The sequence below is a fragment of the Kribbella sp. NPDC023855 genome (assembly GCF_040639475.1).
Classification (GTDB): domain Bacteria; phylum Actinomycetota; class Actinomycetes; order Propionibacteriales; family Kribbellaceae; genus Kribbella.
The window spans coordinates 84,703-100,794 of sequence record NZ_JBFAAA010000006.1 but is presented as its reverse complement, the minus strand read 5'-3'; the positions used below and the strand labels follow the sequence as shown (position 1 = coordinate 100,794).

Below are 16,092 nucleotides of genomic sequence, written 5' to 3'. Positions count from 1 at the left end.
AAGGCGATCGGAAAACATCTATCCGACAAGGAGTTTGATCGATGACGGAGCGACTGAGGGTCGCGACCTTGAACATCTGGTGCCGGCACGGCGACTGGCCGGCCCGGCGAGAAATCCTCCGGGACGGATTCCGCGCACTGCAGCCCGACCTGGTGGCACTGCAGGAGACGGTGGTCGGCGACGGCGACGACCAGGTCGCGGAACTCTTCGACGACGAGTACTACGTGATCCACCAGGGCCGGCGTACTCCGGACGGCGTCGGCTGCTCGATCGTGAGTCGGTGGGAGCCGGTCCGGGTGGACGAGATTGACCTGTGTGTCACCGAACGGGTCGACCCGGAGGACTTCCCGGGCCGGTCCACGGTTGCCGAGTTCGCCACGCCGCTGGGTCCGGTGCTGTTCGTCCAGCACAAGCCCGACTGGCAGGTCGACCGCGAACGCGAGCGGGAACTGCAGGCGGTCACCACCGCGGCGGAGGTCGAGAAACTGGCCGCCGACCGGGACGTGCACGTCATCCTGGCCGGCGACTTCGATGCCCGACCGGAGACCGCGAGTGTGCGGTTCTGGACCGGCCGGCAGTCGCTCGGTGACCTGAGCGTCAACTACCAGGACGTCTGGGAATTCGCTCGTCCCGGCGAGAGCGGCCATACCTTCACGCTGGAGAACCCGCAGATCGTCGCGGAGGCCGACTGGGGCCGCATCCCGCCCCGGCGGATCGACTACCTGATGGTCCGCTGCAACGAGCGCGGCCCGACCCTGCGCATCCTGTCGGCGGACCGGCTGTTCGACACCCCGGTCAACGGCGTCTTCGGCAGCGACCACTTCGGCGTCACCGCGGAGCTCGAACTCCCCTGACGGCGCAGTAAGGTGTCGTCGATGGACAGGGTGCGGATCGGATCGGGGCTGCTCAAAGCCCTGATCGCCGCCTGCCTGCTGGCCGGCGTCTTCACGATGCACGGCCTCACCGGCAACCACGACGCCGCCATGGCGCTGGTCCACCAACTGCCAACGCAGGTCGGCGTACAGCACTCGGACGGGTCCACGCAGGTTGGCGTGCCGCACTCGGACGAGTCGACGCTGGTTGGCGCGTCGCACTCGCACGGGTCGACGCAGGTTGGCTTGCCGCATTCGGACGAGTCGGCGCCGCACACCGGCGTACCGGTGTTGGCTGTCGGGCAGGCGGTCGTCGAGATCGGTCCGTTCGAGGATCACGGCCACATCCACTCGATGGAAGACGTCTGCCTGGCGATGCTCGTCGCGCTGCTGCTCGCGCTCGTCGTCGCCGTAGCCCTGCGCAGTTCGGTGACCGCGCACCCCGCAGTACTGGCTGCTGCCCCGGTCCGGGTGGTCGCCGACGGGCCGTCGCCGCCGTGGCGCCGGCCCACCTTGTCGAAACTCTGCGTACTCCGTACCTAGGCCGAGCCCTGCCCAGAACCGGGTGATCGGCCCGCTGGCGCGTGCGCTGCACCCGGAGTTCTCGCAGTACTCAGCTTTCGACGACAAGGACCACTCATGCGACACCACCTGTGGAAAAGCGCTGCCCTGATCCTGCTGTCCGGCCTGGTTCTGGCCGGTTGCGGCCACGACACCGACGGCGGCTCACCGGCGAGCGGCCACGGAGCAGGGCACGGCAGTTCGACCACCGTGACCGCGAAGACCGGGGACTTCAACGACGCCGACGCCACCTTCGCGGCTCAGATGATCCCGCACCACCGGCAGGCCCTGCAGATGACCAGCATGGCCGGCCGCAAGGCGACGACGGCCGAGGTCAAGAAGCTCTCCGCGGCGATGGCCACCGCGCAGCAGGCCGAGATCACGACGCTGTCCGGCTGGCTCACCGACTGGGGCAAGCCGGTGCCGACGCCGGCCCCGCACGACGACCACAACATGACCAAGATGCCCGGGATGATGACCGAGGCGCAGATGTCCGACCTCGGCAACGCCACCGGTCCGCTGTTCGACCGGATGTGGGCCCAGATGATGATCGAGCACCACCAGGGCGCGGTGGTGATGGCCAAGACCGAGCAGACCGCGGGCAAGAACGCGGCCGCGATCGCGCTGGCCCAGAAGATCGAGACCGACCAGAACGCGGAGATCGCGACCATGCGGCGACTGCTCGGCCGGATTCCCGCCAACTGATCCGGGAATACCCCCATAGGGTATGCTGTTAACAGTGTCGGGAGGCCCCGGAGTCCGTTCGTGGCCTCCCGGCACACCGGACGCTCGAGAGGACACATCATGGTCAAGGCAACCGACCAGGGCCACGATCACCACCACCCTGACAACGCACCCGCCACCCACCAGCACGCCCCGGCCCACGCTCCGACGCCCACCGAAGCCGGCCACCAGGCGCACGGCGAGCAGACCCACGCGTCGCACGGTCAGCACCAAGCCCTGGGCGATCACGGGTCACACGGCCACGAGACTCACGGCGGGCACGACTCGCACGGGCACGGCGCGCAGACCCACGGATCGCACGGGCACGACGCGCATGGCGGGCACGGTGGGCATGACAAGCACGCCGGGCACGACCCGGAGATGTTCCGGAAGAAGTTCTGGCTGAGTCTGCTGCTGACGCTGCCGATCGTTGCCACCAGCCACATGGTGATGGACTGGTTCGGCTACTCGCTGGACTTCCCCGGCATCGACTGGGTCGGCCCCGTGCTCGGCACCTTCGTCTTCTTCTACGGCGGCTGGCCGTTCCTGGTCGGCGGTGTCCGCGAGGCCCGCGACCGGGCCCCGGGCATGATGCTGCTGATCTCGATGGCGATCACCGTCGCGTACGTCGCGTCGCTCGCCACCAGCCTCGGCGCTTTCGACCTGGACTTCTGGTGGGAACTGGCGGCCCTGGTCACGATCATGCTGCTGGGCCACTGGCAGGAGATGAAGGCGATCGGCCAGGCGCAGGGCGCGCTCGCCGCGCTGGCGGCACTGCTGCCCGATGACGCCGACCGGGTCACCGACGACGGTGTGGAGACGGTGTCGATCGCCGACCTCCGGATCGGCGACGTAGTACTGGTCAGGTCGGGTTCGCGGGTGCCGGCCGACGGCGAGATCGTCGACGGCGCCGCCGAACTGGACGAGTCGATGATCACCGGCGAGTCCCGCCCGGTCGCCCGGACCGTCGGCGACCGCGTGGTGGCCGGAACCGTGGCGACCGACTCCGCGATCCGGGTCCGGGTCAACGCGGTCGGCGAGGACACCGCGCTGGCCGGCATCCAGCGACTGGTCAGCGAGGCGCAGCAGTCGAGCGGTCGCGCCCAGGTGCTGGCCGACCGGTTCGCCGCGATGCTGTTCTACATCGCGACCGCGGCCGCCCTGGTCACTTTCCTTGCCTGGTGGGCCTTCGGGACCCTGAACGAGGCCGTCGTACGAACCGTCACCGTCCTGGTGATCGCCTGCCCCCACGCCCTCGGGCTGGCCATTCCGCTGGTGATCGCGCTGTCCACGGCGGTCGCGGCGAAGGCCGGAATCCTGGTCAAGGACCGGCTGGCGCTGGAGCGGATGCGGACCGTCCAGGCCGTGCTGTTCGACAAGACCGGCACGCTGACCAAGGGCGAGCACGTCGTCACCGGCATCGTCGGCGACGGGATCGACGACCAGGAGGTACTGCGGATCGCCGGTGCCGTCGAGGCCGACAGCGAGCACCCGTTGGCCCGTGCCATCGTCACGGCGGCCGACCAGCGGGGCGGGCGAGCCAAGGCCTCCGACTTCAAGTCGCTCACCGGCCGTGGCGTCCAGGCCACTGTCGAGGACGTGAACTACGCCATCGGCGGACCCGCACTGCTGCGGGAGCTGGACGCGACCGTACCGAGCCTGCTGCGTGACCGAGCCGAGGAGTGGTCGAACCGGGGTGCCGCGGTGCTCTACCTGCTCCGCGTCGACGACTCGACCTCGGTCGCGACCGGAGCGATCGCGCTGGAGGACGAAGTACGGCCCGAGGCGCGGGAGGCGGTCGAGCAGTTGCGGGTCGCCGGCGTGGCCAAGCTGGTCATGATCACTGGAGACGCCGAACCCGTCGCTCGTGCGGTGGCCGCCGACCTCGGCTTCCGCGACGGCGTGGACGAGGTGTTTGCCGAGGTGCTGCCGGCCGACAAGGACAAGGCGGTCAGCGAGTTGCAGGCTCGGGGTCTGACCGTCGCGATGGTTGGCGACGGCGTGAACGACGCACCCGCGCTGGCCCGGGCCGACGTCGGCATCGCGATCGGCGCGGGAACGGATGTCGCCATCGAGTCGGCCGGGGTCGTGCTAGCGTCCTCCGACCCGCGCGGTGTCACCGGCGTGATCCGGCTGTCCAAGGCGTCGTACCGGAAGATGATCCAGAACCTCGCCTGGGCGGCCGGCTACAACGTCGTCGCGATCCCGCTCGCGGCGGGCGCACTGGCCTGGGCCGGAATCACCCTCAGCCCGGCTCTCGGCGCCGTCCTGATGTCGGCTTCGACCATCGTCGTCGCCGCCAACGCCCAGCTCCTACGCCGAGTCCACCTCACCCCGGAACGCTGACTCAACCACACCGGTACGACGCCTGAGCCACTCTCAGGCGTCGTACCGGCGAATGAATCAGACAGGAATCAGCTCGGCCAGTAGGCCGTAGTGGTCGCTGACGGTCCTGGAGGGTTGATCGAAGATTCGGTGGCAGTCGGAGATCGCCAGGGTGGGGCCGCCGTGGGCGCCGCAGCCGACGAGGATGTAGTCGATCCGGCGGAAGGGCCAGTCCCAGTCGGCGCTGTGCGGATTGCCAGGAACGAACGTCTCGCCGCCCCCACCCGGATGGACACTGCTCCAGGCATCGCGATAGCAGACACTCAGATCGTCGATGACGTGCTTGCCGGTCCAGAACCGCAGGCTGTCGGCATCCGGCTCGGCGTCGAAATCACCCGCGACCAGCACGTGCCCGGGTTCCTCGGCGAGCAGATCGTCGAGGACGCGAGCAGTGGCGGCCGCCTGGAGACGTCGTTCGTGTTCGTGGTCGAGCTGCCAGTCGGGGAAGTGGTTGGCCAGCCAGATCCGGCCGATCGGTTCCGGCGCCAGGATCTCGGTGACCAGGGCCGTGCAGGCGAAGTCGGTGGCCCGCGTGGTGAGGTGGAGATCGATCTCCTCGACCCGCCCGACCGGCCAGCGGCTCGCCGTCGTGATCCCCTGCCCGTCCGGCTCCCGCGCGACCTGATGAATCACGTGGTACGCCGGCTCGAGGAACTCCTGCACCTGGTCGTAGTCCGCCGTTGCCACCGTCTCCTGCAACGTGATCAGGTCAGGCGCAAGCTCGGCGAACTCCCGCCGCAGCACCTCCCGCCGAGCCGGCCAATCACCGCGAGTCCCCCACACGTTGAGCGTGGCGATCTTGAGGTTGGTCATGCCGACCGTTACCCATCTCCGGCCGGAACACTCAGGTGAGGTGGGTGAGGCTGCTGGCGAGGCGGGTGGCCAGGCGGGTGAGGTCGGCGTCGGTGCCGTGGTCCGGGTTGACCTCGGTCAGGACGAGGCCGGCGGCCGGGCCGGTCAGGAACTCGTCGAGGCAGTCCATCGTCAGGTCGAACGGCAGGCCGGTGTGGTTGTCGAGGTGGACCGGGATGTCGGCGAGTTGAAGGTCGAAGAAGTCCACGACGTCGATGTCGAAATGGATCAGGTACGACGACGCGAACAGCTCGCGGGCCTCCCGAGCGGTGCGCACGCCATCGCGTCGTACGTCGGTTGACGTGAACCGGCGCAGGGCGGAAAGCCGCTCACTCTCGTCGAGTCCCACATTGACGCCGAAGCCGACCAGATTCTCCAACGCCAGCAGCGGGCGGCGTGGTCCGATGCCGGCGAGCGGCTCGTAGCTGCCGGGCTCGTCCAGCATGTGCGCCAGCCCCATCGAGTCGAGGATGCCGCTCGGGGTGCGGTCCGGCGTCCCGAGATCGAGACCGCCGTCGAAGTACAACAACCCCGGGTCGGACCCCGCCCTCAGCAACCCGGACAACGCTCCGACCGTGATCGAGCAGTCTCCCCCGATCACCAACGGGAACCGGCCGGCGGCGACTGCAGCGGCGACCCGCTGAGCCGTCTGTTCGGCGATCGCGACCACCGCGGAGGCATTCGACACCCCGCGGTCCTCCCGCACCGGCTGCCATCGCGTGACGGGCTGCTCACCCTGGTCGACCACGTCCAGTCCGTGGTCGGCGAACACCTTCACCAAGCCGGTACGCCGCAACGCGGCCGGCGCCTTCTCCTGGCCGGGTGAGTGCGCGCCGGCACTGGAGGGGACATCCAGCAGCTCGATGGTGACCATGAAGATCAACTCACTTCCAGTCAAACAGGTTTTGATGGAATTGCTGTACCCTGGCAGCATTCCTTCAAACAACAGTTAGGTGGAAGCGATGGCGAATCCCACGCCGGGCCGCCCGCGGTTCTACGCGGGTGTCGCGTGCCTGGACTTCGCCAACACGGTGGAGCCCCGCGTCACCGAACCGGAGTTCGACTTCCTGCCCGACTACGCAGCGCTGATCGACTGGTCGGACGAAGCGAAGCTTCTCAGCCCGGCCCAGCGCCGGCGGCTCAGCCGCCAGGCAAAGGAAGACCCTGCGGCGGCGCGCCGCGCGTACAACGCCGCGATCACCTTCCGCGAATCCCTGTACGCGCTCTTCGCCGCAGTCGCAGCAGGCAAACAGCCTCGAAGTAACGAGCTGCAGGCCCTGCAAAACGTCTATGCGGAGGCGCAGCGGCATGCAACCGCCACTCTGATCGACGGCCGGCTCGAATGGACGTGGCGCGAACCGTCCCTCGCCTACCCCGCCTGGCAGATCGCCGGTGACGCCGTCGAACTACTCCGCTCCGACCGGCTCCAGCGAGTCAAGAGATGCCAGCCGACCTGCGGCTGGCTGTTCCTCGACACGACCAAGAACAACAGCCGCCGCTGGTGCAGCATGCGCGAATGCGGCTTCGAAGCAAAGGTCCAGCGGCAACGCGAGTCCACCCGAATCAGCTGAGGTCCAGCAAGTCGCCCGGGCGGCAGTCGAGGGCTTCACACAGCGCGGTCAGGGTGGAGAACCGGATCGCCTTGGCCCGGCCGTTCTTGAGAACCGAAAGGTTCACCACCGTCACGCCGACTCGCTCGGCCAGCTCGGTCAGCGTCAGGTCGCGCTCGGCGAGCAGACGGGTCAGGTTCACCTGGATGCGGTGCGGCTCCTCGGGTGGCATCAGATCAGCCCCTCAGTGTCCTCGCGCAGCCGGACACCGATCCGGAACGCCTCAGCCAGAGCGGCGAGCAGTACGGCGACAGCCACCGGCAGCAACGAGATGTCCGCCGAGAACGGAACATGCTGCTCCAGCGGCGTCCCGGCAACGAGCAGATTAGTGGTCACGGCGGTCAGCAGACTGCCGACGACGTACCCGATGCCGAGCAGCACAGCGATCCCGTAGAGGCGCAACGGGTTGCGCGAGGCAAAGGGCTCCCCGGCGGACAACGTCCGCGCGACCTGGAACAGCAACCAGATCCCCAGCAGGATCAGCACCGCAGCGAAGACCCCCGGCAACTCCAGCAGCACCCGCTGACCGAGCCCCGGATCCGCAACGGCCAGCGTCGCCGTCCCGGTCGCCGACAGCTCCACTCCATCCGCCGCCGGGAGACCGAGAGCCCCCGCATCGGCGAGAGCAACGGTCCGGCTGCTCGACATGTCGAGCAGCCCCGCCACACCGAGCAGTGGAACCACCAACCCAATGACCGCCTCGAGGACGAACGCCCCAGCGAGCAAACCCTGCAGGACCACCGTGTCAGTACGCCCCCAACGGTCAAGCCCCGCCACCGACAGCCTCATAGCCCCACGCCCTTATCGATCCTCGATACCATCGTTATTCGATAATAACGATAATCGATAGGTACCTGTCAACCAGCCGCAGACGGCCTGCAGAGAGCTTGCCGTTTCTTGTCTCAACGTTGACCGGCTCTTGTCCTGAAGGCGCCGGATCTGCGCGGCCGGCGGCCGTACGATGGCTATTTCCTGCCAGGAAAGGGATCGGATGCGTGTACTGCTGGTCGAGGACGACCCGTCGATCGCCGGCGCGCTGTGCGAAGGCCTGCCCCGGTACGGATTCGCCGTCGACCACGTGACCACCGGAGCCGAGGCCCTGGCGGGTTTCGGCGCCGCCGAGCTGGTCCTGCTCGATCTCGGCCTGCCCGATGCCGACGGCATCGACATCTGCCGGCGGATCCGGGCGGTCAGCGAGGTGCCGTTGATCATCATCACCGCCCGCTCCGACGAGATCGAGCGGGTGGTCGGGCTCGAGCTGGGCGCCGACGACTACGTCTCCAAGCCCTTCGGCCTCCGCGAACTGGTGGCCCGGATGCGCGCCGTCACCCGTCGCACGGCGCCTCGGTCCAGCGCAGCCGAACCAGAACCGCCCCCGGCCGTGGCGACCCAGCAGCTCGGATCGCTGCGACTCGACCGCGGCGCCCGACGAGCCTTCGTGGCAGAGACCGAGATTTCCCTGACTCCCAAGGAATTCGACCTGCTCAGCCTGCTCGCGGCGACTCCCGGCGTCGTCCACACGCGTGAGCAACTGATCGAGGAGGTGTGGGACAGCAACTGGTTCGGCTCGACCCGCACCCTCGACGTCCATGTCGGTGCCCTGCGCAAGAAACTCGCCGACGCCGTCGAGGTGAACACCGTCCGCGGGGTGGGCTTCCGGCTCGATCCGGTCGCCCGGTGAAACTCCGGCTCGTCGCCAGCTACGTCCTGCTGGTGGCGGTCGCGCTGGCCCTGTTCACGATTCCGGTCGCCCTGAGTTCGTCGGCCATCCTCCGCTCGACCCTCGAACAGACCGCTCAACGCGAAGCTCAACTGTTCGCTCCTCTGGAGCGACGAGACGACGCGGCCGCGGCGCAGGCGGTCGCCGACCGGACCCGTGACTTCGAGAGCGCTACCGGTTCACGCGTCGAACTCGTCGAAGCGGCGGACAAAACCGCCGATGCCCAGGTCCGGCAGGCCCTCGACGGCGCTGATCCCGCACCCGTCTGGGGCCGGCATCCGTTGCTCCAGGCCGATGCGGTCAGTGTGGTTCTTCCGGTCAAGGATCAGGGCCGCACGGTCGCGGTTGTCCAGATCGTCTCCCCGGCCGCCGACGTCAACGCCCAGATCGCGCAGATCTGGCGGTTCCGGCTGCTCGTCGGCGGTGTCGTCCTGCTTGCCGCCTCGGCGGTCGCGGTCGTCATCGCCAGCACGCTGGCCCGCCCGTTGCGCCACCTGGATGCGGTCGCCCGCCGAATCGGTGACGGCGACTATTCGGCCCGCGCGTCGACCAAGGGCGCACCCGAGATCGCGACCCTCGCGCGCACCCTCAACGACAGCGCCCGGCAGACCAACGCGCTGCTCACCTCCCAGCGATCCTTCGTCGCCGACGCCTCCCACCAACTCCGTACTCCGCTCGCGGCCATGCGACTCACCCTCGACAACGTCCGCGACACCACCAACGACCCAGCGCTCAGCGGACGGATCGCCACCATCGATGCGGAGATCCACCGGATGAGCCGCATGGTGGAAGGACTCCTGGCGCTGGCCAGGGCCGAGTCGACCTCGGCACCCGCCCAACCGATCGACCTGGCAGCGATCATCGACCTCCGGGTGTCCACCTGGTCGGCCGCTCTTCAGGACACCGGGGTCGAACTCGTGGTGGAGCTCGATCGCCCTTGCTGGATCACCGCGACTCCGGGCGCTCTGGAGCAGGTCCTCGACAACGTGCTCAGCAACGCGCTGGCCGTAGTACCGGCGTCGAGCCGGATCACCATCGTCGCTCGCCGGACCGGGGCGTCGGCAGAGTTGATCGTTGAGGACCAAGGGCCCGGGATGAGCGCGGACCAGCGCGCCCGCGCGTTCGACCGGTTCTGGCGTGCCGGGCCGCCTGGCACCGGCACGGGCCTCGGTCTGGCCATCGTCAAACAGCTCGTGGAACACGACGGCGGTCAGGTCGAACTCCAGCCGGCGCCGGCCGGCGGTCTCGCCGTCCACCTCACGCTCCGGGCCGCGACCCCACCTTCCAAGCGCTGACCGAACCCTGTCGCGCTCCCAGCACTCTCCTGACTTTCTGTTGCCATGCGCAACAGCAGGCTTGGTGGTGTCCCGGTAGCACTCGGCTACCGGCCGCCTGACCAGGAGCTTCCCGTGATCCGAAACCGTACGACGGCCTTCGCCGCCACCACCGCCATCGCTCTTCTCACCCTGACCGGCTGCGGCGCTGACGCCGGGCCGACCAAGCAGGAAATCGCGGGCCTGTTCGACCAGTGGAACGCTGCGCTGGCCGGCGGCAACGCCAGCGCGGTCGCCGACCTGTACGCCGTCGACGGGGTGCTGCTCCCGACCCTGAGCTCGGAGATCCGGGCGAACCGCGACCAGATCACGGCGTACTTCGAGACCGAGTTCCTGCCCAAGAAGCCGCAGGGCACCATCACGGAGTCACACGTCCGGATCCTCGACGAGCACAACGCGACGCACAGCGGGAACTACCGCTTCTCGCTCACCGGCAAAGACGGCGGCAAGAGCGAGGTCGACGCCCGGTTCACCTACGTCTACGAGAAGATCGACGGCCGCTGGCTGATCGTCGAGCACCACTCGTCGGCGGCACCCGAGAAGGACTAGCTGTCCTGCGGCCTGGACTCCGAGGCCGAGGCGCGCAGTGAGCCTGCGTGCGCCTTGGCCGAGGGGTCGCCCTTGGTCTTGATCAGGCTGGCCACCACGACGATGACGAGAATGCCCAGGATCACGCCGAGGCTGACCGGCGTCGCCACCTCCGGGACGCGGTCGTCGATGTCGACGTGCGCCCAGTGCAGGATGAGTTTGACGCCGATGAACGCCAAAATCACCGCCAGGCCGGCCGACAGGTACACGAGCCGGTCCAGCAGACCCTTGACCAGGAAGAACAACGCGCGCAACCCGAGCAGCGCGAACGCGTTCGCCGTGAATACGATGTAGGGCTCCTCGGTGACGCCGAACACCGCCGGAATCGAGTCCAGCGCGAACAACAGGTCGACCCCGCCGATGGCCACCAGGACCAGGAACAGCGGCGTGACGAGCTGCCGGCCGTCGACCTTGGCGAACAACTTGCCGCCGACGTACTCGTCGCTGATCGGCAGCAGCTTGCGGGCGGCCTTCACCACCACGTTGTTCTCGACGTCCGGGTCCTCGTTGCGATGCCGGAAGAGTTGCACGGCGGTGAACAGCAGCAACAGGCCGAACAGCAAGAACATGAACGAGAACAGCGACAGCAGGGTGGCGCCGACCGCGATGAAGATCGCCCGCATCACCAAGGCCAGCACGATGCCGAAGGTCAGCACCTTGTGCTGGTGCTCCTCCGGGACGGCGAACGTGGTCATGATGATCACGAACACGAACAGGTTGTCGACCGACAGGCTCTTCTCGACGATGTAGCCGGCGAAGTACTCGGCCCCGAACGAACCGCCGTGCACGCTGGCGAACCAGACCCCGAACCCGATCGCCACCAGCACGTAGAAAACCGACCAGGCGGTCGCCTCCCCGAACCCGACCCGATGCGGCCGCACCGCCGCGAGGACGAGGTCCACCGCCAGCAACAAGACGATCAGTCCGATCGTCAACGCCCACGTCAGCCAGCCGATCTCGAGCACACTACCTCCCACTCACCGGTACCGGAGCGGCCAGTCTGCTACCCCCGTTCAAATCCACCCCACCGCCACGCCGACCGTTGCTCTCGGCCCCCATGTCCGAATCAGGTGACATCACGCCGAAGCGGCAAGGCGACTGCTGCCGTTGCGGCCAGCAGCGTGTAGGCGGCGAGCACCAGTGCACCTGCGGCAGTCGGCAACGGTTGCCCGGTCGCGTTTCCGGTCTGCTGGGCGATGGCGTCGGTGAGGTAGCCGAAGTCGGTGATGGACGCCGTCGCGCCACCGGGAAGGTACGGATAAATCGCAGTAGCCCCAGGAATTGCGAGGATCGCGGTCTCCAGGAAATAGAGGTAGCCGATGACAACTGCCAAGGCCGCGACCTGGTTGCGCAGCAGGGCGCCGACAGCAACCCCCAGTACGGCGTACCCGGTCATCGCCACCGCGATGCGCAGCAGCAGTTCGAGGACGGCCGACAACCCAAGACCTACAGAGGTCCCCTGGGCGGCGCTTGTTCCATACAGGGCAAGGCCGGCCGTGGTCGCCGCGGTGAGGCCGTAGACCAGACCCGCGCCGGCGAAAACGATGAGTTTGGCGGTCAGAATCCGCCACCGCCGCGGCACGAACAAGAACGTGAGCGAGATGGTCTGGTGACGGTACTCGGCCGTCATCGCGATCGCGCCCAGGGCAGCGGGCACCACGACAGTGACTGTGACGAGGCCCAGCACGCTCAGCACCCCTTCGGCGGTGTTCAGGCCGGGCATCGGCGGGTCAACGTTCTGCGGCCCGACGGCGCCGATCAGCCCGACCAGGCCGCCTCCGCAGGCCAGTGCCGCGAGCAAGGCCCAGATCCACAGCCTGGTGGACAGAAGACGCCGGCCTTCGGCCGCGACGAGTGCGATCACTGCTCCGCTCCTTGCGAGGTGAGGGTCAAGAATGTCTGCTCGAGCGATCCGGTCGATGCGGTCAGCTCCTTCACCGAACCGGTGGCCACGAGCCGGCCTTCATGGATCACCACGGCCTCGTCGGCGATCTGTTCGAGCTCGCTGAGCACGTGACTGGAGATCAGAACGGTCCGCCCCTCGGCGGCCAGCCCGGCCAGAAGTTCCCGCAGCCACGCCATTCCTTGCGGGTCCAGGCCGTTGCTCGGCTCGTCGAGCAACAGCACCCCGGGATCTCCGAGCAGTGCCGTCGCCAGGCCGAGACGTTGCCGCATGCCGGTGGAGAATCCGCCGGTACGACGATCGGCATGAGCCGTCAGACCGGCCTGGTCGAGCACTGCGTCGACACGCTCCGGCCGCAAGCCGGCCATCGCGGCGTAGATCCGCAGATGGTTCCGCGCGGTGCAAGCCGGGTGCGCGTCCGCACGATCGAGGACCGCGCCGACAATCCTGGCCGGATGCGTCAGGTCGGCGTACCGGACACCGCCGATCGTCGCGGTCCCCGCGGTCGGGCTGACCAGACCGAGGATCATCCGCAGCGTGGTCGTCTTGCCGGAACCATTGGGTCCGAGGAACCCGGTGACCTTGCCCGGCCGGACCGAGAAGCTGAGATCCGCGACCGCGGTCACCTCCCCGAACCGCTTCGTCAGCCCTTGTACGTCGATCCGCCGGCCGGCTGCGCTCATCGCCCGACCCGGCTCGTCAACGCCGCCGCCAACTCGTCGGCGCGATCGGTGCTGATCAAGAGCTCGTCGAACCCGGCTGTCTCGTCAACCTTGACCAGCAGTCCCGGTACGCCGCGCCGCACCGACACCAGCTGTCGCATGCCCGTCCCCAGACCCCACCTGCCGATCTTCAGCACCCCGGAGATCAGGAAACCCACGCGGCCGCCCCGGGTGGAGCGCAGCGGGGCGGCGACCACCTCAGCCGACCGCACGGCCGCCAGCGGAACGCGCACCTCCCTGCGCCACGTCGCCCACCGCTCCACCGCGGAGAACCGGATCCGCAGCTCGTGGCCGTCGAAGTCGAGCTTGGCCATCGTCATCACCTCGTCTGTCGTCACTGAGCTATCTGTTATAGCTGAACTATAACAGCTATCCTGATCGGGTGATCCTGACCCTTGACCTCTTCAGCGAGGTGCCGATCTACCAGCAGATCCGCGACCGCGTCGTGGAAGCGATCGCTGACGGGGAGCTCGCCGAGGGCAGCGCGTTGCCGTCGACCCGGCAACTGGGCGCCGACCTGGGCATCAACTTCCACACCGTGAACAAGGCGTACGACCTGCTGCGGACGCAGGGCGTCATCCAGGTCAACCGCAAGAGCGGGGCGGTCGTCCGGCGCGATCCGACCTCAGGCCCGCCGGAGGCCGGGTTCGCCGACGAGTGGCAGGAACGGCTGCGGACCCTGCTCGCGGAGGCCGTCGTCCACGGCCTGACCCGCGACGAGGTGGCCGATCGGTGCAGCACGGTGATGGCGTCGTTCGACGCGAAGACAGGAGGCCGGTCATGACGCTGTATCTCGATCTCGCGTTGGTGGCTCTGGTGGCTGCCTCTTTCTGGTCCGTGCCCGTGCTGGGCCGGGCGACGCTGCCGTTCGGCGTACGGGTGCCGGGAGCGCGCGTCGCTGATCCGGCGATCTTGCGAGTACGCCGGTGGTACGGCCGCGGCGTTCTGGTGGTCGGCGTCGTGTCGGGCGCGATCCTCGTCGTGGCGGAACTGTTCTTCCACCGTCGGCTGCCCATCGAACTGGTGGTGACCGTCGTCGCGCTTGCCCTTTGCCTGCTCGGCTATCACGCACACCGCTCGGTCGCCGCGGCGAAACGTGCGGGCGATTGGTATGCGGGCCTTCGGCAAGGAACTACCACCGACACGTCCTTGCGCACCGATCCCGTCCGTCCGCCTTGGTTGCTGCTGGCACCGACTGTGCTGATCAGCGCGCTGACGGCCGCCATCGGCGTACTGCGGTACGGCGAACTGCCGTCGACCCTGCCCACCCCCAACGGTCTGACCGTCGACGCAGGTACGCGGACACCCACCACCGTGAGCTTCGCGTTCTCGACTGTCACCGCGCAGGTGCTAATCCTCTTGCTGATCGCCCTGCTCGTCGCGGCCCTCCCCCGAGTCCGCCCCGACCTGGATGCGGAGCAGCCGCGCGCGTCAGCCGCGAAGTACCGGGTCTATCTGAAGGGTCTGCTCCAAGTCCTGCTGATCTCGGCCGCCTGCGCCACCACCAGCCTGCTGGTGGCGTCCCTGCAGGTCTGGGAACTCCTCAAACCCACCGCGCTTGTGACGGCCGTCAGCTATCTGCCCCTGCTGGTCGGCCTGATCGCCTGGGTGCTCTTCATGGTCCGCACCGGTGAGGTCGGCAGCCGCCTGCCGGACACCGAGCCGGAGCAGAGCACCCGCGTCCAGTACGACGACGACCACCACTGGTACGTCGCCGGCATGGTCTACATCAACCGCAACGATCCAGCCATCCTCGTCCACCGCCGGGTAGGCACCTACCTGACCCTCAACCTCGGCAACCCCATCAGCTGGCTGGTCCTCCTCGCCCTGACCGCCGTCGCCGTCCTAGCCGGCACCGGCGTCATCGACCTCCCCCAGAAGGGCTCCTGACCTCTTCGCGTCGGCTCGGTTGCTCCGAGGGCGAGCGGTTGGGCCATTGCATGACCAGGACGGCACTGAGGACCAGGAAGCCGCCGAGGAGCTGGATTGTGTTGAGGGATTCGCTGAAAGCCGCGGCTGCCAAGGTGACGGTGACGACGGGCTCGAAGGTGGAGAGGATCGAGGCTGCCGACGGGCCGACGCGGGCCATGCCGGCGAAGAAGGTCAGGATGGCGGCGACCGTGCTGACCAGGGCGATCGCGATCAGCCAGAGCCAACCGCTGGGTTCGAAATCGAGCTGCGGGCCGCCCTGTACTGCGGATGCCAGGGCGAAGGTGATCGCGGCGCCGGAGCAGACGAGTGCGGACAAGGCGATCGGCGGGGTGGTCCCGCCGACTCGATCACCGGCGAGGATGTAGATGCTGTAGGCAACTGCGGAGCCAAGGCCCATCACAGCGCCCAGCGGGTCGAGCCCGCCCGAGGCCGCGCCGCCGAGGACCAGAGCCGTGCCACTGGAGGCACTCAGCAGCGCGACGATCCGGCGAGTCGACGCCTTCTCGCGGCCCAGCGCGATCGCGCCGAGCATCACCAGAGCCGGGTAGACGTAGAGGATCAACGCGAGCAGCGAGGCGTCCATCCGTTCCAGCGCGCCGAAGAAGAGACCGGCCTGGGTGGCGTAGCCGATCCCGCCCATCGCCAGACCGGCTGCCACCGATCGGCGCGACAGCCCGCGGAAGGCCCCGGTGGCGCCGGCGATGGCCAGCAGCGCCGCGGCGGCGAACACAAAACGAAGGAGCAGGAGGTCTCCGAGACCCACCCCCTCGCCGTACGCGAGTTTGCCGAAGATCGCCATGGCACCGAAGCAGGCGGCGGACAGAAGGCAGAGAAGAGGACCCACCTCGACGATGCTGCCATCGGCAACTGTTCACGTCTATCTCATATTC

At 68.2% G+C, this 16,092-nt stretch carries 19 protein-coding genes; 10 read left to right on the top strand and 9 right to left on the bottom strand.

Annotated elements, in window-relative coordinates; genetic code table 11:
- Positions 1-41: 41 nt before the first annotated feature.
- From AB0F51_RS22145 to AB0F51_RS22130, 4 genes are all read left to right on the top strand, one after another.
- Complete coding sequence (locus AB0F51_RS22145; protein ID WP_360282759.1) at positions 42-854, top strand: endonuclease/exonuclease/phosphatase family protein; 813 nt, start codon at positions 42-44, stop codon at positions 852-854.
- Positions 855-875: 21 nt separating this feature from the next.
- Complete coding sequence (locus AB0F51_RS22140; RefSeq protein ID WP_360282757.1) at positions 876-1,415, top strand: hypothetical protein; 540 nt, start codon at positions 876-878, stop codon at positions 1,413-1,415.
- Positions 1,416-1,511: 96 nt separating this feature from the next.
- Positions 1,512-2,138, top strand: coding sequence for a DUF305 domain-containing protein (locus AB0F51_RS22135; protein WP_360282755.1), 627 nt, complete (start codon positions 1,512-1,514; stop codon positions 2,136-2,138).
- Between the two features lie 399 nt (positions 2,139-2,537).
- A complete protein-coding gene (locus tag AB0F51_RS22130; RefSeq protein WP_360283452.1) occupies positions 2,538-4,502 on the top strand; it encodes a heavy metal translocating P-type ATPase in 1,965 nt (654 codons plus the stop codon).
- Between the two features lie 57 nt (positions 4,503-4,559).
- On the opposite strand, the gene AB0F51_RS22125 is transcribed toward AB0F51_RS22130, so the two are convergent.
- Both AB0F51_RS22125 and AB0F51_RS22120 read right to left on the bottom strand, forming a co-directional pair.
- Entirely contained in the window at positions 4,560-5,354 is a 795-nt protein-coding gene (locus tag AB0F51_RS22125) for an endonuclease/exonuclease/phosphatase family protein (RefSeq protein WP_360282753.1), read from the bottom strand.
- A gap of 31 nt (positions 5,355-5,385) precedes the next feature.
- The gene (locus AB0F51_RS22120) at positions 5,386-6,291 is read right to left on the bottom strand and encodes an arginase family protein (protein WP_360282751.1); all 906 of its coding nucleotides are present in this window, start codon (positions 6,289-6,291) and stop codon (positions 5,386-5,388) included.
- Positions 6,292-6,355: 64 nt separating this feature from the next.
- On the opposite strand from AB0F51_RS22120, the gene AB0F51_RS22115 reads away from it, so the two are divergent.
- A complete protein-coding gene (locus AB0F51_RS22115) occupies positions 6,356-6,964 on the top strand; it encodes an ABATE domain-containing protein (RefSeq protein WP_360282749.1) in 609 nt (202 codons plus the stop codon).
- On the opposite strand, the gene AB0F51_RS22110 is transcribed toward AB0F51_RS22115, so the two are convergent.
- Both AB0F51_RS22110 and AB0F51_RS22105 read right to left on the bottom strand, forming a co-directional pair.
- Complete coding sequence (locus tag AB0F51_RS22110; protein WP_360282747.1) at positions 6,957-7,175, bottom strand: helix-turn-helix transcriptional regulator; 219 nt, start codon at positions 7,173-7,175, stop codon at positions 6,957-6,959. The two genes, AB0F51_RS22115 and AB0F51_RS22110, sit on opposite strands and share 8 nt — an antisense overlap.
- Complete coding sequence (locus AB0F51_RS22105; protein WP_360282745.1) at positions 7,175-7,792, bottom strand: DUF2975 domain-containing protein; 618 nt, start codon at positions 7,790-7,792, stop codon at positions 7,175-7,177. Before AB0F51_RS22105 ends, AB0F51_RS22110 begins: the two co-directional genes overlap by 1 nt.
- A 202-nt stretch (positions 7,793-7,994) precedes the next feature.
- On the opposite strand from AB0F51_RS22105, the gene AB0F51_RS22100 reads away from it, so the two are divergent.
- From AB0F51_RS22100 to AB0F51_RS22090, 3 genes are all read left to right on the top strand, one after another.
- A complete protein-coding gene (locus AB0F51_RS22100; protein WP_360282743.1) occupies positions 7,995-8,684 on the top strand; it encodes a response regulator transcription factor in 690 nt (229 codons plus the stop codon).
- Entirely contained in the window at positions 8,681-10,018 is a 1,338-nt protein-coding gene (locus tag AB0F51_RS22095; RefSeq protein ID WP_360282741.1) for a HAMP domain-containing sensor histidine kinase, read from the top strand. Before AB0F51_RS22100 ends, AB0F51_RS22095 begins: the two co-directional genes overlap by 4 nt.
- 114 nt (positions 10,019-10,132) lie before the next feature.
- The gene (locus tag AB0F51_RS22090; RefSeq protein ID WP_360282739.1) at positions 10,133-10,606 is read left to right on the top strand and encodes an SgcJ/EcaC family oxidoreductase; all 474 of its coding nucleotides are present in this window, start codon (positions 10,133-10,135) and stop codon (positions 10,604-10,606) included.
- Here the strand turns inward: AB0F51_RS22090 and AB0F51_RS22085 are convergent.
- From AB0F51_RS22085 to AB0F51_RS22070, 4 genes are all read right to left on the bottom strand, one after another.
- Positions 10,603-11,610 (bottom strand): TerC/Alx family metal homeostasis membrane protein, encoded by a 1,008-nt coding sequence (locus AB0F51_RS22085; RefSeq protein WP_360282737.1) that lies wholly within the window; start codon positions 11,608-11,610, stop codon positions 10,603-10,605. The genes AB0F51_RS22090 and AB0F51_RS22085 overlap by 4 nt on opposite strands.
- A 101-nt stretch (positions 11,611-11,711) precedes the next feature.
- Positions 11,712-12,509, bottom strand: a complete 798-nt coding sequence (locus AB0F51_RS22080; RefSeq protein ID WP_360282735.1) for an ABC transporter permease — start codon at positions 12,507-12,509, stop codon at positions 11,712-11,714.
- Positions 12,506-13,231, bottom strand: a complete 726-nt coding sequence (locus AB0F51_RS22075; protein WP_360282733.1) for an ATP-binding cassette domain-containing protein — start codon at positions 13,229-13,231, stop codon at positions 12,506-12,508. The genes AB0F51_RS22080 and AB0F51_RS22075 overlap by 4 nt, the downstream gene beginning before the upstream one ends.
- Positions 13,228-13,608: a hypothetical protein gene (locus tag AB0F51_RS22070; RefSeq protein ID WP_360282731.1), complete on the bottom strand. Its 381-nt coding sequence runs from the start codon at positions 13,606-13,608 to the stop codon at positions 13,228-13,230. Before AB0F51_RS22070 ends, AB0F51_RS22075 begins: the two co-directional genes overlap by 4 nt.
- Positions 13,609-13,652: 44 nt before the next feature.
- On the opposite strand from AB0F51_RS22070, the gene AB0F51_RS22065 reads away from it, so the two are divergent.
- A complete protein-coding gene (locus tag AB0F51_RS22065) occupies positions 13,653-14,054 on the top strand; it encodes a GntR family transcriptional regulator (RefSeq protein WP_360282729.1) in 402 nt (133 codons plus the stop codon).
- On the top strand, positions 14,051-15,160 hold the full coding sequence (locus tag AB0F51_RS22060) for a hypothetical protein (RefSeq protein ID WP_360282727.1): 1,110 nt from the start codon (positions 14,051-14,053) through the stop codon (positions 15,158-15,160). The genes AB0F51_RS22065 and AB0F51_RS22060 overlap by 4 nt, the downstream gene beginning before the upstream one ends.
- On the opposite strand, the gene AB0F51_RS22055 is transcribed toward AB0F51_RS22060, so the two are convergent.
- On the bottom strand, positions 15,132-16,046 hold the full coding sequence (locus AB0F51_RS22055) for a DMT family transporter (RefSeq protein ID WP_360282725.1): 915 nt from the start codon (positions 16,044-16,046) through the stop codon (positions 15,132-15,134). The genes AB0F51_RS22060 and AB0F51_RS22055 overlap by 29 nt on opposite strands.
- Between the last annotated feature and the right edge of the window lie 46 nt (positions 16,047-16,092).

Bases quoted from the DNA above. Each gene is read 5' to 3' on its own strand.
- AB0F51_RS22110 (WP_360282747.1), bottom strand. From the start codon at position 7,175: ATGCCACCCGAGGAGCCGCACCGCATCCAGGTGAACCTGACCCGTCTG.
- AB0F51_RS22115 (WP_360282749.1), top strand. From the start codon at position 6,356: ATGGCGAATCCCACGCCGGGCCGCCCGCGGTTCTACGCGGGTGTCGCG.
- AB0F51_RS22105 (WP_360282745.1), bottom strand. From the start codon at position 7,792: ATGAGGCTGTCGGTGGCGGGGCTTGACCGTTGGGGGCGTACTGACACG.
- AB0F51_RS22125 (WP_360282753.1), bottom strand. From the start codon at position 5,354: ATGACCAACCTCAAGATCGCCACGCTCAACGTGTGGGGGACTCGCGGT.
- AB0F51_RS22100 (WP_360282743.1), top strand. From the start codon at position 7,995: ATGCGTGTACTGCTGGTCGAGGACGACCCGTCGATCGCCGGCGCGCTG.
- AB0F51_RS22075 (WP_360282733.1), bottom strand. From the start codon at position 13,231: ATGAGCGCAGCCGGCCGGCGGATCGACGTACAAGGGCTGACGAAGCGG.
- AB0F51_RS22145 (WP_360282759.1), top strand. From the start codon at position 42: ATGACGGAGCGACTGAGGGTCGCGACCTTGAACATCTGGTGCCGGCAC.
- AB0F51_RS22130 (WP_360283452.1), top strand. From the start codon at position 2,538: ATGTTCCGGAAGAAGTTCTGGCTGAGTCTGCTGCTGACGCTGCCGATC.
- AB0F51_RS22060 (WP_360282727.1), top strand. From the start codon at position 14,051: ATGACGCTGTATCTCGATCTCGCGTTGGTGGCTCTGGTGGCTGCCTCT.
- AB0F51_RS22140 (WP_360282757.1), top strand. From the start codon at position 876: ATGGACAGGGTGCGGATCGGATCGGGGCTGCTCAAAGCCCTGATCGCC.
- AB0F51_RS22135 (WP_360282755.1), top strand. From the start codon at position 1,512: ATGCGACACCACCTGTGGAAAAGCGCTGCCCTGATCCTGCTGTCCGGC.